Origin of the sequence: Sphaerisporangium fuscum, from assembly GCF_018531465.1 — a bacterium.
Lineage (GTDB): Bacteria > Actinomycetota > Actinomycetes > Streptosporangiales > Streptosporangiaceae > Sphaerisporangium > Sphaerisporangium fuscum.
The window spans coordinates 1-21694 of sequence record NZ_JAHDTF010000024.1 but is presented as its reverse complement, the minus strand read 5'-3'; the positions used below and the strand labels follow the sequence as shown (position 1 = coordinate 21694).

Annotated in this window: 23 protein-coding genes; 9 read left to right on the top strand and 14 right to left on the bottom strand. The window is 73.2% G+C overall.

All coding sequences use genetic code 11. The features are described 5' to 3' along the window. The first annotated feature begins 54 nt into the window (after positions 1-54). Positions 55-798 (top strand): SDR family NAD(P)-dependent oxidoreductase, encoded by a 744-nt coding sequence (locus KIK05_RS28770; protein ID WP_250563633.1) that lies wholly within the window; start codon positions 55-57, stop codon positions 796-798. A 153-nt stretch (positions 799-951) separates the two neighbouring features. On the opposite strand, the gene KIK05_RS28765 is transcribed toward KIK05_RS28770, so the two are convergent. Both KIK05_RS28765 and KIK05_RS28760 read right to left on the bottom strand, forming a co-directional pair. Then, positions 952-1221 carry a hypothetical protein gene (locus KIK05_RS28765; RefSeq protein WP_308250163.1) on the bottom strand — a complete coding sequence of 90 codons (270 nt, stop codon included), beginning with the start codon at positions 1219-1221 and terminating at the stop codon, positions 952-954. A 22-nt stretch (positions 1222-1243) separates the two neighbouring features. Continuing rightward, a complete protein-coding gene (locus tag KIK05_RS28760; RefSeq protein WP_308250162.1) occupies positions 1244-1780 on the bottom strand; it encodes an amidohydrolase family protein in 537 nt (178 codons plus the stop codon). Here KIK05_RS28760 and KIK05_RS28755 point away from each other — a divergent pair. Beyond that, positions 1772-2440 carry a FadR/GntR family transcriptional regulator gene (locus tag KIK05_RS28755; RefSeq protein ID WP_214413999.1) on the top strand — a complete coding sequence of 223 codons (669 nt, stop codon included), beginning with the start codon at positions 1772-1774 and terminating at the stop codon, positions 2438-2440. The genes KIK05_RS28760 and KIK05_RS28755 overlap by 9 nt on opposite strands. A gap of 120 nt (positions 2441-2560) precedes the next feature. Here the strand turns inward: KIK05_RS28755 and KIK05_RS28750 are convergent, their stop codons facing one another. Continuing rightward, the gene (locus tag KIK05_RS28750; RefSeq protein ID WP_214413998.1) at positions 2561-3184 is read right to left on the bottom strand and encodes a response regulator; all 624 of its coding nucleotides are present in this window, start codon (positions 3182-3184) and stop codon (positions 2561-2563) included. Continuing rightward, positions 3181-4401 carry a sensor histidine kinase gene (locus KIK05_RS28745; protein ID WP_214413997.1) on the bottom strand — a complete coding sequence of 407 codons (1221 nt, stop codon included), beginning with the start codon at positions 4399-4401 and terminating at the stop codon, positions 3181-3183. The genes KIK05_RS28750 and KIK05_RS28745 overlap by 4 nt, the downstream gene beginning before the upstream one ends. 198 nt (positions 4402-4599) lie before the next feature. On the opposite strand from KIK05_RS28745, the gene KIK05_RS28740 reads away from it, so the two are divergent. From KIK05_RS28740 to KIK05_RS28725, 4 genes are all read left to right on the top strand, one after another. After that, complete coding sequence (locus KIK05_RS28740) at positions 4600-5157, top strand: GlcG/HbpS family heme-binding protein (protein WP_214413996.1); 558 nt, start codon at positions 4600-4602, stop codon at positions 5155-5157. A 237-nt stretch (positions 5158-5394) separates the two neighbouring features. Next, a complete protein-coding gene (locus KIK05_RS28735) occupies positions 5395-5841 on the top strand; it encodes an SRPBCC family protein (RefSeq protein WP_250563632.1) in 447 nt (148 codons plus the stop codon). A gap of 32 nt (positions 5842-5873) precedes the next feature. Next, positions 5874-6299: a tautomerase family protein gene (locus KIK05_RS28730; RefSeq protein WP_214413995.1), complete on the top strand. Its 426-nt coding sequence runs from the start codon at positions 5874-5876 to the stop codon at positions 6297-6299. Positions 6300-6418: 119 nt separating this feature from the next. Then, positions 6419-6922 (top strand): low affinity iron permease family protein, encoded by a 504-nt coding sequence (locus tag KIK05_RS28725; protein ID WP_214413994.1) that lies wholly within the window; start codon positions 6419-6421, stop codon positions 6920-6922. A 129-nt stretch (positions 6923-7051) separates the two neighbouring features. Here the strand turns inward: KIK05_RS28725 and KIK05_RS28720 are convergent, their stop codons facing one another. After that, a complete protein-coding gene (locus tag KIK05_RS28720; RefSeq protein ID WP_214413993.1) occupies positions 7052-8290 on the bottom strand; it encodes a glycoside hydrolase 5 family protein in 1239 nt (412 codons plus the stop codon). A 287-nt stretch (positions 8291-8577) separates the two neighbouring features. Continuing rightward, positions 8578-9594, bottom strand: a complete 1017-nt coding sequence (locus KIK05_RS28715; protein ID WP_214413992.1) for a LacI family DNA-binding transcriptional regulator — start codon at positions 9592-9594, stop codon at positions 8578-8580. A 205-nt stretch (positions 9595-9799) separates the two neighbouring features. Between KIK05_RS28715 and KIK05_RS28710 the strand changes: the two genes are divergently transcribed. Then, the gene (locus tag KIK05_RS28710; protein ID WP_372455618.1) at positions 9800-10723 is read left to right on the top strand and encodes an amidohydrolase family protein; all 924 of its coding nucleotides are present in this window, start codon (positions 9800-9802) and stop codon (positions 10721-10723) included. 54 nt (positions 10724-10777) lie between these two features. On the opposite strand, the gene KIK05_RS28705 is transcribed toward KIK05_RS28710, so the two are convergent. Next, positions 10778-11731: a GNAT family N-acetyltransferase gene (locus tag KIK05_RS28705; RefSeq protein WP_214413991.1), complete on the bottom strand. Its 954-nt coding sequence runs from the start codon at positions 11729-11731 to the stop codon at positions 10778-10780. 344 nt (positions 11732-12075) lie between these two features. Between KIK05_RS28705 and KIK05_RS28700 the strand changes: the two genes are divergently transcribed. Beyond that, entirely contained in the window at positions 12076-13125 is a 1050-nt protein-coding gene (locus KIK05_RS28700) for an aldo/keto reductase (RefSeq protein WP_214413990.1), read from the top strand. Between the two features lie 112 nt (positions 13126-13237). On the opposite strand, the gene KIK05_RS28695 is transcribed toward KIK05_RS28700, so the two are convergent. Together KIK05_RS28695 and KIK05_RS28690 are read right to left on the bottom strand one after the other, a co-directional pair. After that, on the bottom strand, positions 13238-14140 hold the full coding sequence (locus tag KIK05_RS28695) for an AEC family transporter (protein ID WP_214413989.1): 903 nt from the start codon (positions 14138-14140) through the stop codon (positions 13238-13240). A gap of 225 nt (positions 14141-14365) precedes the next feature. Next, the gene (locus tag KIK05_RS28690; protein ID WP_308250161.1) at positions 14366-16630 is read right to left on the bottom strand and encodes an ATP-binding cassette domain-containing protein; all 2265 of its coding nucleotides are present in this window, start codon (positions 16628-16630) and stop codon (positions 14366-14368) included. 95 nt (positions 16631-16725) lie between these two features. On the opposite strand from KIK05_RS28690, the gene KIK05_RS28685 reads away from it, so the two are divergent. Beyond that, complete coding sequence (locus KIK05_RS28685; protein WP_214413988.1) at positions 16726-17526, top strand: TetR/AcrR family transcriptional regulator; 801 nt, start codon at positions 16726-16728, stop codon at positions 17524-17526. 34 nt (positions 17527-17560) lie between these two features. Here the strand turns inward: KIK05_RS28685 and KIK05_RS28680 are convergent, their stop codons facing one another. The 5 genes from KIK05_RS28680 to KIK05_RS28660 form a co-directional block, all read right to left on the bottom strand. After that, entirely contained in the window at positions 17561-18370 is an 810-nt protein-coding gene (locus KIK05_RS28680; protein ID WP_214413987.1) for a tRNA(His) guanylyltransferase Thg1 family protein, read from the bottom strand. Between the two features lie 102 nt (positions 18371-18472). After that, positions 18473-19078: an energy-coupling factor transporter transmembrane component T family protein gene (locus KIK05_RS28675; RefSeq protein WP_214413986.1), complete on the bottom strand. Its 606-nt coding sequence runs from the start codon at positions 19076-19078 to the stop codon at positions 18473-18475. Further along, positions 19075-19749 (bottom strand): energy-coupling factor ABC transporter ATP-binding protein, encoded by a 675-nt coding sequence (locus KIK05_RS28670; protein ID WP_214413985.1) that lies wholly within the window; start codon positions 19747-19749, stop codon positions 19075-19077. Before KIK05_RS28670 ends, KIK05_RS28675 begins: the two co-directional genes overlap by 4 nt. A gap of 1 nt (position 19750) precedes the next feature. Then, positions 19751-20968: a thiolase family protein gene (locus KIK05_RS28665; RefSeq protein ID WP_250563630.1), complete on the bottom strand. Its 1218-nt coding sequence runs from the start codon at positions 20966-20968 to the stop codon at positions 19751-19753. Position 20969: 1 nt separating this feature from the next. After that, on the bottom strand, positions 20970-21694 hold a 725-nt coding region (locus tag KIK05_RS28660; protein WP_214413984.1), incomplete at its 5' end, for an AMP-binding enzyme.

Genomic DNA, 21694 nt, shown 5'->3' with positions numbered 1-21694 from the left:
TGTGAGGTCGCTCACACGTGTCACAGCTCGGCGGGGTGTCTCGTCTCAGAGGGCATGACGAACACGGAAAAGACCTCGGTGCTGATCACCGGAGGCAACAAGGGGCTCGGTTTCGAGACGGCCCGGCGGCTCGGCGAGCAGGGCTGGACGATCTTCCTCGGCTCGCGCGACGAGGGCCGGGGACGGGCGGCCGCCGACAAGCTGGCCGCCGGTGGCGCGAACGTGGTGATGGTCCCGCTGGACGTGACCTCGGACGAGTCGGTGGCCGACGCGGTCCGGCTCGTCCGGGAGCACACCGACCGGCTGGATGTGCTGATCAACAACGCCGGTGCGCCGGGAAGGGCCGTCGCGCCCGCCGACGCCACGGCCGACGAGATCCACTCCGTCTACGACACCAACGTGTACGGGCCGGTCAGGGTCACGCACGCGTTCCTTCCCCTGCTGCGGGCGGCGGACAACCCGCGGGTGGTGATGGTGTCCAGCGGCGGCGGTTCCTTCGCCGTCGTGACCGACCCGGAGCAGCCCGTCTCGAAGATGCACGAGCTGGCCTACAGCTCCTCGAAGGCGGCGCTGAACATGATCACCGTCCGGTACGCCCAGGCGCTCCCGGAGATCAAGTTCAACGTGGTCACTCCTGGGGAAGTCGCCAACCGCAGGTTCGCCGCCACCGACATGAACAACCACACCGGCACGCTGACGGTCACCGAGGGCACCGACCCGTTCCTGAAACTGGCGATGATCGACGCCGACGGGCCGACCGGCACCTTCATCGACCGCCTCGGCCCCGTGGGGTGGTGACCCCGGCGCCCGGCGCCGGAGACTTTCGACCGCCTCGCGGACGCCGGCGGAGCTGAGGGCCCGGCGGCCGGAGCAGCCGTACGCCCGTCGGATCCGCTGCGCCGCTACGACCGGGTGCACCGGGCCGATCCGCCCGCGTCGACGGCCTTCGGCTCAGGCCAGGTCACGTCCCAGGAGGGCGGAGAGAACCGCCGACGTCGCCCATGATCCTGGCCCTGCCGGGCGGCAGCAGCTGTACCGGCGAGGAGTAGAACGTGTTCGAGCAGCCCACCACGGCCCCCCGTGCTCCAGCACGGCCAGGTCGATCGTGCCGTCCAGGAACCGCGGGTCCGGCACCGGCTCGCCGTGCACCCGGAATCGGGCCACCCCGCCGTCGGGGTAGATGCTCAGCCGGACACGCGTCCAGCGCCGCCGGTCCGTCACCTCGACCCTACGGCTCGGCGGATCATCGACAGGGCCTTTCGCGAACGCGTCCGTCGCGGACGACGAACCGGGGGGTGGGCTTGTCCACGACGGCCTGCGCCACGGACTCGGCGCGGACCAGGATGAAGGTCGCGGGGTCGCCGGCCTGGAGCCGAGCGGGCTCCAGGCCCAGCAGGGCGGCGCCCCCGTGCGCCGCGATCTCGTAGCACGTGGCCAGCTCCTCGTCGGTGCGGGCGTCGGTGCGGTAGGCGAGCAGGTGCGCGCGGTTGATCATGTCGCCGTCGCCGAACGGCGTCCACGGATCGCGCACCCCGTCGGATCCGAGGCCGACCAGTACTCCGGCTTCGAGCAGCGGCCCGACGGGCAGGACCGGGTCCGCACCGAGCGCGCAGGTGGTCAGCGCGACCTTCGCCTCGGCCAGCGTCTCGGCGAGCTCCTCGCGGCCGTCCAGGCAGAAGGCATGGCTGATCGTGGTCGGCACGCCGCTGGACTTCGCCCTGCGAGCGATCTCGAGCACCTGCGCGACCCCTTGCTCGCCCCGGTCGTGCGAATGCGGCACGTGGGCCGGACCTCCCTCGTCGACTCTGCCATCCACGAGCTCCGCCAGGAGATCGCGAGCGGCGCCTGGCCGGTCGGCACCAAGATCCCCACGGAGAGCCGGCTGGCCGAGACGCTGGGCATGAGCAGGTTGTCGGTACGCGAGGCCGTCCGCGTGCTGGTCCACGCCGGCCTGCTCACCACCCGTCAAGGCGACGGCACCTATGTCACCGCCACCGACGAAAGCGAGGTGGCGCTCAAGCGCCGCCTGGATCGGGCGGCCACGATGGACATCATCGACGTGCGGCGCGGCCTGGACTTCGTGGCGGCGCGGCTCGCCGCCGAACGACGCGAGCCGGCGGACCTCGACGAGCTGAGGGAGGCGCTGGAGCGGCGCACCGCCGCTCATCAGGCCGCCGACCTCGACGCGTTCGCCGACGCCGACGTGGATTTCCACCTGTCCATCGCCGCGGCTTCGCACAACCCCGTGTTGCTGGACCTGTATCGCGGCATGAGCGAGGCGGTGCGCGACACGATCCGCCGCGATCACTGCATGGAACGCGCCGTACTCGGCTCCGACTCCACCCACCAGGACCTGTACGAGGCGATCGAGGCCGGCGACGCGACCAGCGCGGTCACGATCGCGCTCGCCATTCTCAACGAGCAGGAGCGCGACCTCTGAGGCTCCGCCGGTACGGCCCGCCGGCTCCCCGCGAGCCGACGGGCGGCACCCTGGGGGGCGGGTCAGGACGGTTCGGCCGGCCTTCGCATCGGCCGCGGCACGCCTCGTGAAGCGGCCCGGTCAGGGGAGCCTGATCAGACGCCGCTCGACGGCGGCGGTCACCGCGGCCGTGCGCGTGTCGACGCCGAGCTTGCCGTAGATGTGCACCAGATGGGTCTTGACCGTCGCCTCGGTGATGAAGAGCCGCCTGGCGATCTCCCGGTTGCCCGCGCCGCTCGAGAGCAGTTCCAGGATCTCCACTTCACGGGCGCTCAACGCCGGGGCGGGGTCGCGCATCCGCTTCATCATCCGGGCCGCCACCTTGGCGGACAGCACCGCCTCGCCCTTGGCCGCGGCCCTGATGCCCTGGAACAGTTCCTCCGGCGGGCACGCCTTGAGCAGATAACCGGTGGCCCCGGCGTCGACGGCCCGCATGATGTCCGCGTCGGTCTCGTACGTCGTCAGCACCAGAACCTGCGGCGGCGCGGGCAGCTCCAGGATCCGCCGGGTGGCCTCCACCCCGTCGATGCCGTCGCCGAGCTGCAGATCCATGAGCACGACGTCGGGATCGCTCGAGGCGATGCCCAGCAGCGCCTCGGCCCCTCCGGCGGCCTCGCCGACGACCTCCATGTCGTGCTCGCCGGCGAGCAGTGCCACCAGCCCCGCTCGGACCACTGGATGGTCGTCCACCAGAAACAGTCTCATCGCTCTTCCATCCTGCCGGTCGCGTCCTCCCCGTCTCGTGTTCGCGCCCCCGCCAGGTGAGGTACCGCGGGGAGCGATCCGGTGGGGACCGTTGCCGCGACCCCCGTTCCCTCGCCGGGGACGCTCTCGACGACCAGGACGCCGTTCACCTCCGCCAGCCTGTCGCGCATCGCCCGCAGCCCGTATCCCCGGCCCGGCGCGGGGGTCGGCGCGGCGAACCCGGCACCGTCGTCGAAGACGTCCAGCGTGACCTCGCCGTCCAGGTAGGACAGGGTCACCGTGGCCGTACCGGCACATGAGTGGTCGCGGACGTTGGCCAGCGCCCCCTGCGCCACCCGCAGCAGCGCCGCCTGCACGTCCGGCTCCAGCGGGTACCGTTCGCCCTCCTGACGGAAGCGCACGTCCAGCTCGGTGTCGTCCCCGGCGCTCGCGCAGAGCCGGGCGAGCGCCTCGGGCAGCGAGACGTCCACCAGGGCCGGGGGCTGGAGGTCGCGGACGAACCGCCGGGCCTCGTCGAGGTTCTCGGCGGCGGCCGCCGCCGCCCGCCGTACGTGGGCCCGGGCCAGCGCGGGGTCGGACGCCCACATGCGGTCGGCGGCCTGGAGGAGGATGCCCATGCTGGTGAGCCCCTGGGCGAGGGTGTCGTGGATCTCCCTGGCCAGCCGCTCACGCTCTTCCAGGACGCCGGTGCGGTGCCGGGAGTCGGCCAGCGTCCCCCGGGTGCTGATCAGGTCGTCGATGAGGAGCTGCCGGGCGGCGCTCTCACGCTGGAGCTCCCAGAAGATCACCGCGGTCATGGCGGCGATGCCGATCGGCGCGAGGACCAGGCTGAGGTCGGCCTCCTGCGCGATCTCGAGCTGGGCCGCGATCACGACCAGCGTGAGGGCGGCGGCGGCCACCGCGAAACCGCGCGCGTTCAGCGAACGCAGGCACAGGAAGAGCAGGGGAACCGCGCACCAGCTGAACGACGGCGCGAGCACCACGAGCGCGAGCCAGACCGCCGCCACCCCTCCCAGCCAGACGACACGCCTGCGCCCGAGGCGGGTCCAGAAGGCGACGCCCGCCGTGTAGGTCAGGGCGAGGAGGCCGCCGACGGCCAGCGAGGCGACGGTCCGCGGTCCCAACTCGTGCCGGGACACCAGCCGCAGGCCGGAGGCGGCGAGCAGCAGGTAGAACCCTGCGTGCATGGCCCCGTTGAGCCAGATACGTTCCCTCATCGCCCTCCTTGTCCGGTCTGCTCCGACGTTATCCCCTGGCGGGCATCCCACCCAGCCGGACGGCCGCGCATCAACCGATCGGTCGACCTCCGTCTCGACCGCCCGGCGCGCGGCAATCGCCCATGCTCGCGATGGCCGAGGGCGGCGTCGCTGGAAATCTTGAGCACGCAAGGTTCCGCCGACCGCTCTGGAGAAACAATGACGACCCGTTCACGCACCCGCCTGGTCGCCCGCCCTCTCGCGGGGCTCGCCATCATGGCCGGCACCCTCGGTGCCGCCTCCGCCGTCACCTCTCCCGCCCAGGCCGCCCCCGCCGAGAACGGGCGCGCCGCGCAGGCCGTCGTGCAGACCGATGTGCTCTCCGCCGACGCCGCCCTGACGATCGCCGATGCCGCGATGAAGGAGGCCGTCAAGGGGAAGCAGCGCGTCACCGTGGTGATCGTCGACCGGTCCGGCGCGACCCGGCTGGTGCTGAAGGGCGATGGCGCGGGCCCGCAGACCGAGGAGTCGGCGCGGCGCAAGGCCTTCACCGCGGTTTCCTTCGGCAGGACGACGAGTGAGCTCGGCAAGAGCGTGACCGGCGAGGGCCCGACCATCGCCGACATTCCAGGGACTCTCTTCCTCGGCGGCGGCGTTCCCGTGGCCTCCGGTGGCGTTCTCGTCGCCGGCATCGGCGTCGGCGGAGCGCCGAGCGGCGACATCGACGAGGCCATCGCCCAGGCGGGCCTCAAGGCCGTCACCGGCCGGCTCCGCTGAGAGGCCCGACGCGGGGCGGCAGGCGGGAGGAGGGCTCGAGCACGACGCCGGTCGCGGCCGGCGCCGACGTCGATCTCGCCGACCGCGACGGCGTCACCCCCGCTCGCCCACGCCGTCGCCAAGGGGCGGACCGCGGTCGCCGGGCCTGCTCCGCGCCGCCGGAGCGCGCTGACGCGAACAACCGGGGCGACGTGTACAAGGTCACGCTGCCGGCCTGAAAAGGGGCAGAACGAGAGCATGGACGTGTCTCGGCTCACTGTGACCGCGCGCTCCGGCGCGAGCCCGGAGCGGGTGTTCTCGGTGCTGACCGACTGGCCCAGGCACCATGAGTGGATGTTCCTGACCCGCGCCCGCGTCACCGCCGGGGACGGCCAGGGCACCGGCAGCCGCCTGGAGGCGTTCACCGGTGTCGGCCCGGTCGGCTTCCTGGACGCCATGGAGATCACCGGGTGGGATCCGCCGCACACCGTCGAGGTGCGGCACACGAGATGGCCGGTGCGGGGACGGGGCGTCTTCCACGTGCTGCCCCGCGCCGGGGGCGGCAGCACGATCGTCTGGCAGGAAGACCTGGAGATCCCCTTCGGCCCGGCCGGGCGGCTCGCCTGGCGGGCGGCCAAGCCGCTCGGCGCGGCCGCGCTGCGCCACTCCCTGCGCCGCCTGGCCGAGCTGTGTTGTACCTACTAGTATGTACACAACCGACGTGAAAGGACGTGAGGATGCCGCTTGTTCGTATTGACGCGCTGCGTGCGGACCGGGAACGGCTGGAGGCCCTGGGCCGCGCCGTGCAGGATGCCCTGGCCGAGACGATCGGCGTCCCGCCGGACGACGTGTTCCAGGTGCTCACCGGTCACGACGGCGCGCGGAGCGTGATCCGCTACGACCACTACCTCGGCATCCAGCGGGACGACGACGTCGTGTTCGTCGGCATCACCATGCGCTCCGGGCGCGCCCCGGACCGGAAACGGGCGCTCTACCGCCGGATCGCCGAGCTCGTCCAGGGGTACGCGGGCACCGATCCGCGCAACGTCGTCATCACCATCACCGAGAACGAGCCCGTCGACTGGTCGTTCGGCCACGGCATCGCGCAGTACGCGGAGGCCTCCCCCGGCACCGCGGAATCTCACGGCGTCACACGCCGGTAGCCGATCACCCCCTCCCCCGTCACCGGACATCGCCGGAGCTTCCCGGCGACGGCCGGACCCTGGGGGGACGGCGGGCGCGGCGTATCATGGCGAGTTACGCGACAGAGGGGAGTCGCGCCATGACCAGGCACGACAAGGACACCCGAGACGACCCGCGCACGTCGTTGTCGGCGCCTACGGATCGCAGCACCCGCATCACCCGGACGATCGCGCAGGCGACCGCGCTCGCGGGGTCCTTTCCAGCGATCATCATCGCGGTCGTGCTCGTCGTGGCATGGGCGATCGGTGGCCTGTTCGTCGCCGGCGGCTACGGCAGCACCGCCTATCAGCTGCCCGTGTCGACCATTTCCTCCATCGTGACCTTCGTGATGGTCTTCGTCATCCAGTCCAGCCAGAACCGCGACACCCGGGCGCTCCAGGCCAAGGCGGACGCGCAGAGCGAGGTCCTCAACGCGATCGCCCGCCACCTCGGCGTCGAGGACGAGCAGCACCTGCTGACGCGGCTGGTCGGCCTCGAGGAGGCGCCGGAGCGGGAGATCGACAACGAGCAGGAGCAGGTACGCCGTAGCGCGAGCCGGATGGCGGGCGCCGTCCACGAGCACGATGATCGGAGCGGCGAATAGCGGGACGCCGCCCCCGGCGGCCCGTCGCGCGCCGGTGGCCGCCCCCCAGATCATGTGACGGTGATCGATGGCGGGGTCGGTCGTACTCGGCGTGCACGGCGGCGGCCCGCCGGGCTCCGCTCGGCGGGGTCAGGCGGGTGCGAGGACGGCGTCGATCCCCCGGGCGGCCAGGTAGGCGGCGTCGGCGGCCCGGGCGGCGGTGACGATCGCGACCGGCCCGGCCTCCCGCAGCCGTACCCACTCGCGGTGGAACGCGCCGCCGGGCGCGACCTCGGCCCGCCGCTCCGGCCGGGACCGCAGGTCGGCGTCGCACACCAGCGCGGGGCGCGGCGCGGGGACCGGGCGGCCGGCTCGCGTCTCGCGGACGACCGCGGCGAGTTCCCTGGTCGCGGGCTTGATCCGGTGGTCGACCGTGAAAAGCCCCAGGTCGTACTCGCGGTCGGGGAAGTCGGCGAGGCCGCGGTCGAGGTCGTGGGAGCACCACCAGGTGACCCCCCACAGCGAGGGGTTGGCCGTCACGGCCTGGAGTGTCCGGCGGACGAAGGCCGGGGCGTCGTCCTCTCCGACGTCGGGGCGGGGCGCGCCGACCTCCTGCAGCCAGACCGGCCGCGCGGGGTCGGTGGCGGTGGCCGCCGCGAGCTCGACGAGGTAGTCGGCGTGGGAGGTGGTGGCCGGGCCGAGCGGCCCGTCGATGGCCGACACGCCGTTGAACACCCAGGAGTGGACCGTCGTCAGGTCGCCGAGGTCGACCGCGTCGCCGGGACGGAACGGGTGGTCGGGCGCGTACCAGGTGGCGTCGTACAGGGAGTGCAGGCCGAGCAGGCGGGGCGCGGCGGCACGGACGACCTCCACCAGCTCCGCCGCCCACGCCGTCGAGGCGTCCGGGGTGGTCGGGTTGGACGGCCAGAGGTTGTCGACCTCGTTGCCGAGGGTCACCGCGAACACGTTGCCGCGTGTCGCGACCGCACGGGTGAGCCGGTCGACGTAGGCGGCGATGCCGTCGCGCACGGCGGCGTCGGTGAACAGGCTGCGGCGATGCCAGGTGAGCACCCAGGAGGGCAGGAAGTCGAAGCTCGACAGGTGGCCCTGCAGCAGATCGACGCACACGTCGAGGCCGAACTCCGCGGCGACGTCGATGAGGTCGAGCAGGTCGTCGACGCCGCGCTGCCGGATCAGCGTGCGGTTGGGCTGGATCCACGGCCAGACGGGGAACACCCGCACGTGGTCGAGGCCGATCTCGGCGAGGTCGGCGAAGTCACGGCGGACGGCGTCCGACGAGTAGTCGAGCCAGCTGTAGAACCATCCCGACGACGGCACGTAGTTGGCGCCGAAGCGGAGCGGGGCTGGACTCGGGAGTTGCGGTGTCACACGACCTCCGGCTGCCGGGGTGCGCCGGGACGGCGCAAGGACCGCCCGCAGCCTAAACCGATTTATCTCCCCTGCCAAGGGCGAGACCGGGAGGAACCGGACGGCACCGGCGCCGGACGCCCGGCCGCACGGCCTCGCGGGGGCGGCACCAGGGGTGGCTCCGGCGCGGGAGGTAAGGGAGCCTGGGGTGGGGATCAGGGAGCCTGGGGTGGGGATCAGGGAGCCTGGGGCGATCCGGGGCCGGGGGCCGGACCAGGGACCCAGAGGGTCGGGGAGCGGGATGCGGATCAGGGGGCCGGGGCGGTGCTCTCCCTCACGATGAGGCGCGGGGTCTGCGTCTTGCGGTCGCCGCGCCGCGCCGGGTCGGCGATGATCGCCAAAATCTCCTCGGCCACCTCGCCGCCGAGCGCGAAGGTGTCGCGCGACAGCGAGGTCAGCGCCGGGTGGACGATGCGCGTGAGCACCGAGTCGTCGAAGGCGACGATGGAGAGCTCGCCGGGGACGGCCACCCCCATCTCGCCCGCCACGCCGAGCCCGGCGACCGCCATGAGGTCGTTGTCGTACACGATCGCCGTCGGCCGCTCCGGCCGCGACAGCAGCATGCGGGTGGTGGCGGCGCCCTCGGCGTCGGTGAAGTCGGTGGGCAGCGACACCACCTCGGCCAGGCCGAGGCGCCGTGCCGAGTCGCGCAGCGCGCGCATGCGGCGCTGGGTGTGCCTGAACGCCGGCAGCCCGGCGACGTGCGCGACGCGCCGGTGGCCGAGCGCCGCCAGGTAGTCGGCGATGGACAGCATCGCCTCCCGGTCGTCGGCCCACACGCTGGACAGCGACCCGTGGCCGCCGGGCCCGCCGAGCACGACGGACGGCACGGCGAGCTCCTCGATGACGTCGACGCGCGGGTCGCGGACCTTCAGGTCGACCAGGACGAACCCGTCGACCCGGTGCTCGGACGCCCACCGCCGGTACACCTCGATCTCGGCCTCGGTGTCCTCCACGACCAGCAGTTCGAGCGCCACGGACTGCGCCGACAGGCCGGCCTGCAGCCCGGAGAGCAGCTGGGCGAAGAACGGCTCCACTCCGAGGGTGCGGGCGGGCCGCGCGATGACCAGGCCGACCGCCCCCGCCCTGGCCCCGCCGAGGGCCCGGGCGGCGGTGTGCGGGCGCCAGTTCATCTCCTCGGCCACCCGCAGGATGCGGGCCCTGGTCGCCTCGCTCACGCCGGGCCGCCCGTTGAGCGCGAACGACACCGCGCCTTTGGAGACCCCGACGCGGCGGGCGATGTCGGCGATCGTCGGTCGCGCCACGGATTGCGCCTTTCTTACTGGTGAGCGGCTGATGCCGTGACATCGGAGTCTAGTCGGGCGACCGGCCCTCAACCACTAGACCGCTTTAGTAGGACGAAAAGGGCGTGATCAAGGACTGGAGGCGGCCCCCCGCCGGCACCCCGGCGGCCACCTCAATAGCCTGGCGTCGAAGCACCACCGGATCGGCCGGGACGGAGGTTCAGGATTGCCGGGGAAGTTCGTGCCGCGGGAGGACACCGCGCCGCCGTCCGGTGACGGGGACGAGCGCGCGGAGGTGGCCGCGTTCCGCGCGTCGCTGGGACTGGAGGCCCTCGTCGACGTCCACACCCATTTCATGCCGCAGCGGGTGCTGGACAAGGTGTGGGCGTACTTCGACGCCGCCGGCCCGCTCGTGGGCCGCCCGTGGCCGATCGGCTACCGGCTGGAGGAGCGGCGGCGGCTGGAGGTGCTGCGGGGCTTCGGCGTCCGGGCGTTCACCTCCATGCTCTACCCCCACAAAGCGGGCATGGCGCGGTGGCTGAACGACTGGGCGGCCGACTTCGCCGCCCGCACCCCCGACTGCCTGCACACCGCGACGTTCTTCGCCGAGCCGAGCGCGGCCGGCGACGTACGGCACGCGCTCGAGCAGGGCGCGCGGGTGTTCAAGTGCCACCTGCAGGTCGGCGGGTACGACCCCAACGACCCACTGCTGGAGGAGGTCTGGGGGCTGCTGGCCGAGGCCGGGGTGCCGGTCGTGACGCACTGCGGGTCCGGCCCGGTGCCCGGCCCCTTCACCGGGCCGGACCCGATCGCCGCGCTGCTCGCCCGGCACCCTCGGCTGCGGCTGGTCGTCGCGCACCTGGGGCTGCCCGAGTACGAGGAGTTCCTCGGCCTGGCCGAACGCCACGAAGGTGTCCTGCTGGACACCACCATGGCCTTCACCCCGTTCACCGAGGCCGAGGCCCCGTTCCCCCGCGCCGCGCTCCCCCGCCTGGCCGACCTGGGGGACCGCGTCCTGCTGGGCACCGACTTCCCCAACATCCCCTACTCCTACGCCGACGCCCTCCGCGCCCTGGAGGAGACGGGCCTCGGCCGCGCCTGGCTCCGCGCGGTCTGCCACGACAACGCGGCCCGGCTGTTCGCCCTGTGACGGTCCGCGTGGCCGCCCAGGGCGTGGCCCGGCGCGAGGGCCGGGCCACGCCGGTCAGGGCCAGACGTAGTTGAGTTCGTGTTCGAACGTCACGTAGCCGGCGCGGTGGAAGGCCGCCGCCATCGGGACGTTGCCGACGTCGGTGGAGGCGCGGACGCGGGGGACGTCCTGGGCGGCCAGGATCCTGGTGCCCTCGGCGAGGATCTCGTCGATGTAGCCCTTGCCGCGGTGCTCGGGGACGACGCCGATGTAGGCGATGATCGGGTTGTAGGAGTTGTGCGCCGGGATGACGAACCCCACGGGCTCGCCGTCCGGCAGCGTGGCGATCCGCCACCACTCCTTGGGGCTGGGGTAGCGCTCCAGCTCGCTGTCGTACTGCTCCCGCGCCGCCCGATCGGGAGGCACGCGGGTGAGTTCGTCGCGGCTGTGCGCGTCGAGGGTGCCGTCCAGGACGCGGGTCATCAGCTCCACCAGCTCGTCGCGGCCGGACACGGGGCGGAAGGCCAGGCGTCCGGCCGGGGGCGCGATCGGCGTGCCCGGGTGCCACACCAGGCGGAGCCGTTCGACGAACAGCCGCGCCCCGGTCGCCTCCAGCGCCGCCCCGCGGTCCTCGGCGTCCCGGCGGAGGGCCGGGTCGTCGCGCCAGCCGGACGGGAGGAAGCGGCTGTACTCCGGCGGCCGGGCGCCGCCGGGGACGACCTCGGCCATCGCGGTCTTCAGCAGCCGCGTGCCGATCTCGACCCGCTCGGCGCCGTCGAGGTCGTCCGCGAGGTCGAACAAGTCGAGCATGAGGGGCTCGGCGTCGCCGGGCCTGCTCCACCAGGCCGCCCGGGCGAGCAGGTGGTCGCCGCGCAGCGCCACCCACATCCAGTCGAAGTGACGGCCGCCGTTGTCGAGGTCGGCCGTTATCTCGTCGTTGAGCTGGTAGGGAAACCGGCTGAAGAGGTCGAGCTCCTCACGTCCGGTGATGGGACGGATGGTCAGGTCCTGCTCTACTGCTGCGGTCAAGGCACTCTCCGTATGAAGCGCGCCCGGCCGCTCCCTGTTCGTCCGCCGAGCTGCGCTCGGCGGCCGGGGGCGCTCGTGTGAGCTCCCCTGTTGGGGTCAGCCCTGGTGGGCACCCCGGGAGGACGCGGGCATGGTGATCATGGTGGTCATCTGCTCGTCCCTCCTCTCGTGCGTGGTCACCCCACCGGCCGTCGGCGGGGTCTGGCGCGATTTCTACCGGTTTCCACCGGGGACGGCAACCGGTTTTCGTCCCGTCCGGTACCGGCGGCTTGACCTGGAGCGCGCTCCAGCGGCCATCATCGATGCCCGCGGGTCCCCGCGACAGACCGGAAAAGGAGCACGACATGCGTTATCGCCCTCTCGGGCGCACGGGTATCGAGGTGAGCGTCCACTGCCTGGGCGCGATGATGTTCGGCGCCGTCGGCAACCCCGACCACGAGGACTGCGTCCGCATCATCCACGCCGCGCTCGACCGGGGCGTCAACTTCGTCGACACCGCCGACATGTACTCCGCCGGCGAGTCGGAGGAGATCGTGGGCAAGGCCCTGCGGGGGCGCCGGGACGACGTGGTGCTCGCCACCAAGGTGCACTTCCAGATGGGCGAGGGCCGCAACCGGCGCGGAAACTCGCGGCGGTGGATCGTCAGGGAGGTCGAGGACAGCCTCCGGCGGCTCGGCACCGACTGGATCGACCTTTACCAAGTGCACCGCCCCGACCACACCACCGACATCGAGGAGACGCTCTCGGCGCTGAGCGACCTGGTGCACCAGGGGAAGATCCGCGCCTTCGGCTGCTCGACGTTCCCGGCCGAGGAGATCGTCGAGGCGCACCACGTCGCCGAGCGCCGCGGACTGCTGCGCTTCCGGACCGAGCAGCCGCCGTACTCGCTGCTCGCGCGGGGCGTCGAGACGTCCCTGCTGCCGGTGTGCCAGAGGTACGGGATGGGGGTGCTGACCTGGAGCCCGCTGGCATCGGGGTTCCTGACCGGGAAGTACCGCAAGGGACGGCCGGTCGACATGACGGCCGGACGCGCCCGGCTCACGCCGGCGCGGTTCGATCCCTCGATCCCGGGCAACGCCGCCAAGTTCGACGCCGTCGAGCAGCTCGCCGAACTGGCCGACGACATCGGGTGCACGCTGCCCGAGCTGGCCGTGGCGTTCACCGTGGCCCACCCGGCCGTCACCTCGGTGATCATCGGCCCGCGCACGATGGAGCAGCTGGAGGGCCTGCTGAAGGGCGCCTCGCTGACCCTCGACGACGCGGCCCTCGACCGGATCGACGAGATCGTCCCGCCCGGGACGAACGTCTACCACCCGGACGGCGCCTGGCGCCCGCCGGTGCTGGACGACACCAACGCCCGCCGCCGCCCGCTCGCGGACCGCGCCGCTGGTTAGGTCCGGTCCCGCCGGGGGTCGCCGACCCTCCGGGTCTCCGGTCGGCTCGGAGATCCGTCCCCGTCACCCCGGCAGTGGCCCGGCCGCCCGGCTCCGCGGCGTCCGGCGGTGTTCAGCCGAGCAGCCAGCCGGCCGCCGCGAGCGTGACCATCGACAGCGCGGTGCTGACGATGACGGTGCCGCGCGCCGCCGAATCGGCCCTGCCGTACTCGCGGGCGAAGATGTAGACGTTCTGCGCCGTGGGCAGGGCCGCGCAGACCACCAGTGCGAGCAGCTCGGGCGGCCGTACCTGGGCCAGGACCCCGAAGAGGTACGCCAGCAGCGGCTGGGCCAGCAGCTTCAGCGCCGAAAGCGCCAGCACCTCGGTCCGCTCGCCGGGTACGGCGGGGCGGCGCTCGGTCAGGGACAGCCCCAGCGTCACCAGGGCGGCGGGCACGGCGGCGGCGCCGAGCAGGGCGAGGGGCCCCGCGACCACCGCCGGCGGACGCCAGTGGGAGGCCGAGCAGAGCGCTCCGGCGGCCAGGCCGAGGATCACGGGATTCCGCAGGGGCAGGGTCGCCAGCCGGGCGGGGCGCAGCCTTCGGCCGGCGTCCCGGTCCAGCAGGATCAGGACCAGCGGGGTGACCACCAGGACCTGGAACAGCAGGACCCCGGTCAGGAAGGTGGCGTCGCCGAGCACCTGGATCGCGACCGGGATGCCGAGGTTCGAGGAGTTGACGTAGCCGGCGGCCATGGCGCCGATCGTGGCCGCGCCGGGTTTCCTGCCGAAGACCCGGCCGGACAGCACGAAGCCTGTGGCCATGGTGAGGACCGTCCCGGCGGCGAAGGCGCCCAGCGCGGGTCCGCTGAACCGCAGCGGGGTCCGCGTGAGGACGGAGAACAGCGCCGCCGGCATCGCGAGGTGGAAGACGAAACCGCCGAGCACCCGGTCCGCCTCCGGGCCGAGGAGGCGGAACCGTCCGGCAACGAAACCGAGGGCGGTCAGCGCCCATATGGGGATGAAGGCGGCGATCAACGGACAATCACCGCAACCTCCCCGTTTCGGACGAAGCGAGTGTACTGAGCCGACCGTGCCGCCCGCTGCCGCCCCCGCCCGCGTGCCGGCCATCGGCGGGACGGCCGGTGCCGGTGGCGGCGAGGCCGGGGCGCGCGGGTCCCGGGTCAGGCGGCGGCGGTGCCGCGGCGCCGGCACCCGGCGGCGTGGGAGCCGGTCACGGGTCGCCTGCGAGCAGGCCGCCGGTCAGGCGGTGGCGAGGTCGCGGCGCAGGTACTCGGCGGTGTGGGAGCCGGTGGCGGCGAGCAGGTCGCGCGGCGTGCCCTCGAACACCACGCGCCCTCCCCCGTCACCGCCCTCCGGGCCGAGGTCGATGATCCAGTCGGCGTTCTTGACGACCTCGAGGTTGTGCTCGATCACGATCACCGTGTTGCCCGCGTCGACCAGCCGTTCGAGGATGTCCAGCAGGTGCCGCACGTCGGACATGTGCAGGCCGGTGGTCGGCTCGTCCATGACGTAGACGCTGCCGGTCTTGTGGAGTTCGGTGGCCAGCTTGATGCGCTGGCACTCTCCGCCGGACAGCGTGCTCAGCGGCTGGCCGAGGGTGAGGTAGTCGAGCCCGACGTCGTTCATCGCGCGCAGCACCTCGCGGAGCCTCTCCTCGTGGAAGAACTCCAGCGCCTCGGCCGCCGTCATCTCCAGCACGTCGCTGATCGACTTCCCCCTGAGCGTGTGCTGGAGCACCTCGGGCCTGAAGCGCCGTCCCCGGCACGCCTCGCAGGTCGTCTTCAGCCCGTCCATGAAGGCGAGGTCGGTGTAGATGACGCCGAGGCCCTGGCACTCGGGGCAGGCGCCCTTGGAGTTGGCGCTGAACAGCGAGGCGCTGACCTTGCAGGCCCGGGCGAACAGCCTGCGGATCTCGTCCAGCATCCCGGTGTAGGTGGCGGGGTTGGAGCGGCGGGACACGGCGACGGCCGACTGGTCGACGACGACGGCCGAGGGGTACCGGCCGAGGAACACCTCGTTGACCAGCGTGCTCTTGCCGGATCCCGCCACCCCGGTCACGACGGTGAGGACGCCGGCGGGGAACCCGACGGTCAGGTCCTTGAGGTTGTGGGCACGCGCGCCGTCGACCGTCAGCGTCCCCGCCGGACGGCGGTACGCCGTCTTCAAAGGGGACCGGTGCCTCATGGAGGCGCCGGTGAGGGTCGGGGCGTCGCGCAGGCCCGCCACCGTCCCCTCGTACACGATCCGCCCGCCGTGCGCCCCCGCCTCCGGGCCCATGTCGACGACATGGTCGGCGACGGCGATCACCTCGGGGTCGTGCTCGACGACGATGACGGTGTTGCCCTTGTCGCGCAGCTTCAGCAGCAGCGTGGTGAGCCGTTCGACGTCGCGGGCGTGCAGGCCTGCGGTGGGCTCGTCGAAGATGTACAGCATGTCGGTCAGGCCGCTGCTGAGGTGCCGCACCATCTTGACCCTCTGCGACTCCCCTCCCGACAGGGTCGAGGTCTCGCGGTCCAGGCTGAGGTAGCCGAGGCCGATGGTGACGAGGTTGCGCACCCTGTCGACCAGGCTCTCCAGCACGGGCGCCACGGCCGGGCGGGTGAGGCCGGCCAGCACCTCCACCAGCTCACCCGCCTCCATGGCGGCCAGCGCGGCGATGTTGTGGCCGTCGATCTCGCAGGCGAGGGCCTTGCGGCTGAGCCGGGCGCCCTCGCACAGGGGACAGACCTCGGTGGAGACGTACCGCAGGAACACCTCCCGGTTGGCGTCGGACATCTCCGCGGTGTCCTTCTTGATGTAGAGCCGGGTGAACTTCTCCACCAGCCCCTCGTAGGAGGAGTTGACGGTGCCGCCCTGCCATTCCAGCGCCACCTTGGCGTCGCCGCCGTGCAGCAGCAGGTCCCACTCCCGCTCGTCGTAGTCCGACAGCTTCTTGTCGTTGTCGAACAGCCCGGAGTTGGCGTAGATCTTCCAGTACCAGCCGCCCACCGCGAAGTGCGGGTGCAGCAGCGCGCCCTCGTTCAGCGACCTGGAGGTGTCGAGGAAGGCCCCCAGGTCGAGCGTCGTCCTCCTGCCGAGCCCCTCGCATTCGGGGCACATGCCTTCGGGGTCGTTGAAGGAGAAGGCGTTGGAGTACCCGGCGAACGGCCGGCCGGCCCGGGAGAACAGCAGTCTGAGCAGCGAGTAGATGTCGGTGATCGTGCCGACGGTCGAGCGGGGGCCGCCGCCGAGCCGCTTCTGGTCGACGACGATCGCGGCCGACAGGTTCTCGATCACGTCGACGTCGGGCTGTCCGTACCTGGGCAGCCTGCTCCGGGCGAAGGCGGTGAAGGTCTCGTTCAGCTGGCGCTGCGCCTCGGCGGCGAGCGTGTCGAACACGATGGACGACTTGCCGGACCCCGACACCCCGGTGAAGACGGTGAGGCTCCGCTTGGGGATGCTCAGAGAGATGTCCTTCAGGTTGTTCTCGCGCGCGCCCACGATCTGGATACGGGGAATCTGCACCACGGCTCCTCGAAGTCAGGGATCCGGCCCGGCGGCCGCCCCAAAACATCGTACATTGTATGGCGTACCACGTACGGAGAACGGTTGGTGAGAGGATGGGGTCCGTGCCGCCCACGACCGCCCGCAGCAGCGCCGGAGACCCCGTGCGCACCCTCGAGCTCCTCTGGAGGGAGCCGGGAGCGCGCCCTTCCCAGCGTGGGCCCCGCCAGGGCCTCACCGTCGACGAGGTGGTGGCCGCGGCCATCGCCATCGCCGACGAGGAGGGCCTCGACGCGCTCACCATGCGCCGGGTCGCCCAGGCGCTCGGCGTCGGCGCCATGTCGCTGTACACCTACGTCCCCGGCAAGGCCGAGCTCCTCGACCTCATGCTCGACACGGTGTTCGGCCGGATGCCCCGCTCCGACCTGTCGGGACTGCCGTGGCGCGAGCGCCTGCGCGCGGTGGCGCGCGACAACCGCGAGATGTACGAGCGGCATCCGTGGGTGCTGGCCGTCTCCACCAGCCGTCCCCCGCTCGGCCCCGGCATGCTCGCCAAGTACGAGCACGAGCTGAAGGCCTTCGAAGGGCTCGGTCTCGACGACATCGAGATGGACGACGCCCTGACCTACCTGATGGGGTTCGTCCACTCCTCCGCCCACTCGGCCGCCGACGCCCGCGCCTCCCAGCGCGAGGACTCCATGACCGACGAGCAGTGGTGGGCGATCAGCGGCCCGCTGCTCGCCCGGGTGATCGACCAGGAGAAATACCCGACGGCCAGCCGGGTCGGCGCGGCGGCCGGCGCCGCGCACAACTCCCCCTACAACCCCGACCACGCCTACGACTTCGGCCTGCAGCGCGTCCTCGACGGCCTCGGCGTCCTGATCGACCAGCGCGCCTCCGGGACGGCAGGCGGCTGACCCCCGGCGCCTGGAGGCGCCTTCCGGGCCGCCCTCAGCGCGGGACGAGTTCGGGGTCCTCGCGGAGCGACGGCAGAGGGGGGATGACGCTCGCGAGCCACCCGTCGGGCGCGAGGGTGAAGTGCGGCGCCGGCTCGGTCCGCCACGAGGATCTCGTCGCCACGATCGTGTTCTCGGTGCCGTCGCGCCGATCGGTGAAGGTGACCTCCCGCTCCTCCGTCTTGCGGGTGCACACCCGGCCGCGTTTGGCGCCGGCCGGGTAGTCGTTCCAGTTGACCCCGTGCTCGGACCACAGCATCTCCTGCATGTCGCCCGTCGACCTGCCGTGGAGCTCGTGGTGGGAGAACCGGGCCTGGGCGGCCATCGTGATGGAGTTGCGGACGCAGTCCCGCTGCCGCCACAGGAAGTAGTTCGCCACCTCGACCGGGTCGGGGATGGTGAAGACCCGGGCGTCGAAGGTGGCGTAGGAGTCGCTCCGGTGGGCGCCGTAGGCCCTGTTGAAGGCGACCGTGGCCGTCGAGGCGGCGACGGAGGCCATCTTCTGGACGACCCCGCCGAACCAGGGCTCCGTCTGGCCGGACCCGAGGTCCGCCAGGAGCACCGAGCACTCGTCGGACTGGGTGAACGAGAACACGCCGCCGGAGACCTCCGAGCACAGCGCGCGCCCGACCTCGTCCATGGCCTCCATGACCGTGTGGTCGTAGGGCCTGCCGGCGTGCCGGAGGAACGAATGGAAAGATCGTCCGTCGACCCTGATCAGGCAGTAGGTGCGCCGGGGAAGGACCGCGCGGGTCACCGCCTCGTAGCCCTTCATCCGGTCGCCGAGGGCGGTCCTGTCGCCCACTGGTCGTCCTCCTTGGAGATCGCCTGGCCGGTGGGATCCGGTCCTGGCACCCTGCCCTGTTTCCCGGGCGGCGTCCAGTCCGTGAACGCTCCGGCCGCGCCGTCAGTCGTCCAGGCCGCGGGCGCTGAGCGCCTCGCCTAGCGCGTCGGCGTGCCGCAGCGCGCTCACCACGAGCGGCACCGCGAAGGCCCGCATGCTCCACTCCACTCCCCTGGCCCGCTGCGCCTCCCGCACGCGGTCCGCCAGCCCGGCGACGACCGGAACGCTGCGCAGGGTGAGCGAGAGCAGCAGCGACACCCGGTACGGATCGAGTCCGGCGAACCGCAGCGGGGCGAGGAAGCGCTCCAGGCAGGCCGTCATGGCGGCGGTCCGCGTGGTGAGGGTGACCAGCCCCGCCAGGGCGACGGCCAGCACGACGCGGAGCGAGGTCGTCACCGCGGACGGCAGGCCCACCGCCGCGAACTGCACGCCGAACAGCACCACGGCGAACCAGCGGATCGGCCGGACCTGCGCCCACGCGGCGGCCCGTCCCACGCCGGAGATGCCGTACAGCAGCGCCACGACCACCGCCGCCCCCGCCAGCGCCCAGGGCGAGCCCAGCAGCACCAGCACGGTGCACGAGACGGCGAGCCCGGCGAGCTTGGCCCCGGCGGGCAGGCGGTGCAGCGGGGAGCCGCCCGGCACGTACGCTCCGGTCAGGCCGCTCACGCCATGACCTTCCGGTAGTGGGCGATCGCCAGCCCCGGCTCGTCGTCGGCGACGACGCGCCCCCCGTCGAGCACCAGCACCCGGTCGAAGCCCGCGAGCATGGGCAGGTCGTGGGTGGCCACCACCACCTGCTGCGGCAGCTCGCCCAGCAGGTCGGCGACCTGCCGCGAATGGCGCAGGTCGAGCAGGGTCGTCGGCTCGTCCATCACGAGGATCTCCGGTTCGAGGACCAGGATCGAGCAGAGGGCGAGCAGTTGCTTCTGGCCGCCCGACAGGTGATGGGCGGGGTGGTCGGCGTGCCCGTCCAGGCCGTAGGCGGCCAGCACCTCCCGCACGCGGCGCTCGACCTCCTCGCGCGGCAGCCTCCTGCGCCGCAGGGAGAAGGCCACGTCCTCGGCGACGGTCGGCATCACGATCTGCGCGTCGGGGTCGGTGAACAGGAACCCCACCCTGCGCCGGATGCGGGCCGCGTGGCGGCGGGTGTCGAGCCCGAAGACGGTGACCTCGCCCGACGACGGCAGGACCAGCCCGTTGAGCAGGCGTGCCAGGGTGCTCTTGCCGGAGCCGTTGGCCCCGATGAGGCCGACGCGGCGCTGCGTCAGCGACGCGGTGACACCGCGCAGCACGTCCCGCTGGGCGAGCCGCACGTGTACGTCGGCCAGCTCGATCACTTCACACCACCTCGAACAGGGCGGCCACTCCGAGGCCGCCGCCGACCGCCGCCGTCGCCAGGCCGAGCGTCCCGGGCGGGGCCCCGCCGGTCACGAGCCTGCTGAACAACCTGGCGACCACGACCGCGCCGCTGGCCCCCCACGGGTGGCCGAGGGCGAGCGCGCCGCCGTCGGCGCAGACCCTCTCGTCGTCGGCGCCGAGCGGGTCGAGGCCCAGCGCGTCGGTGACGGCGAGCACCTGCGCCGCGAACGCCTCAACGATCTCCACCGCGGCGACGTCGGCGATGCCGGCCCCCGCCCTGCTCAGCACGCGGCGTACGGCGGGTACCGGCCCCCAGCCGGGTAGCCCGGGGTCACAGCCTACGACGGCGCCGGCGAGCAGCCGCAGTCCGGGCAGGCCGGCGGCGGCGCGCAGCCGTTCGGGCACGACCGCCACGGCCGCCGCGCCGTCGCTGATCGGTGAGGAGTTGCCCGCCGTCACCGTGCCCTGGGGGACGAACGCCGCCGGCAGCCGGGCCAGGGAGGCGGCCCGCAGGGCACGCGGCCGCTGGTCGGCGTCCCGGCCGCCGACCCCGACGATCTCCCGGGCGAACCGGCCGGCCTCCCGCGCGGCCAGCGCGCGGGCGTGGCTGCGGCGGGCGTAGGCGTCCTGGCGTTCCCGGCTCACGCCGCGCGCGGCGGCGAGCGCCTCGGCGGCGGGGCCCATGTCGGGGTCGGGGTGCCCTTCGGGGGTGAAGGGCGCGCGCTCGTACGGGACCGGGATCTCCCCCTCCGGGCGCCGGTGGGCGCGCAGCGGGGCGGTGGAGGCGCTCTCGGCTCCCCCGGCGACGACCAGGTCCATCTCGCCGGAGCGGACCGCCTGGCCGGCGAGCAGGATCGCGGCCAGGCCGCTGCCGCACTGCCGGTCCACCGTGACACCGGGGACCTCGTGCCCGAGCCCGGCGGCGAGCGCCGACACGCGGGCGAGGTTGCCGCCGGGGCCGGTGCAGTTGCCGAGCACGACGTCGCCGACCGGGACGCCGAGGTGCGCCACGTCGGCGGCGACCGCGGCGATGACCGGAGCGGCGAGCCGGTCGGCCGTCACGGTCTTGAAGGCGTGCCCGGCGGTGCCGATGGGCGTACGGCGGGCCGCGACGACGACGGGGGCGTCCCCCGTGCCGGCCCTCGGGGTGGCCATCATCGTGGGGCGGGCCTCCGGGGTGAGAGCTTCGTCGCGCATGTCAGGCGAGCGGGTACATGTCGGGGTCGCCGCCGGCCAGGCGGGCGGCGACCAGGCCACGGGACGGCTTGCCGGTGGGCGTACGGGGCAGGGCCGCCACGGCGTACCAGCGGCGCGGCCGCTGCGCCGGGTCGAGCCCGGACCGGGCCAGGGCCTCCAGGGCGGCCCGCGAGGCGCCCGCGCCCTCGACGATCGCGGTGACGACGGCGCCGAGATCGGGGTGCGGCGAACCGACCACCACGACGTCCTCGACGCCGGGGGCGGTGCGCAGGACCGCCTCGACGTCCTCGGGCACGACGGTGGCGCCTCCGGTCTGGATCGCGCCGTCCCCCCGGCCGCGCAGCCGCAGCGGCTCGCCGGGACGGTACGGCTCGGCGACGTCCCCGACGGTCATCCAGCCGCCGGCGTCCACGCGCAGCGGGCCCGCGGCGCCGGACAGGTAGCCCTGCGCCAGGTAGGGCGAGCGTGCCCACACCTCGCCGAGGGCCTGCCCGTGCGCCGTCCTGACCTCGACCTCGACGCCGGGGAACGGCCGCAGCCCGCGCCCGTCGGTGTCGACGGCGACGAACGACAGCTCGGTGGCGCCGTAGTAGGCCACCACCCGCACGCCCGCCTGCGCGGCGCGGGCGCGGACGCCGGGATCCAGGGCCGCGCCGCCGACGACGGCGGCGCGCAGCGGCCCGCCGGTCGCGCGCAGCGCGTCCAGCACGGCGGGCAGCTGGTGGG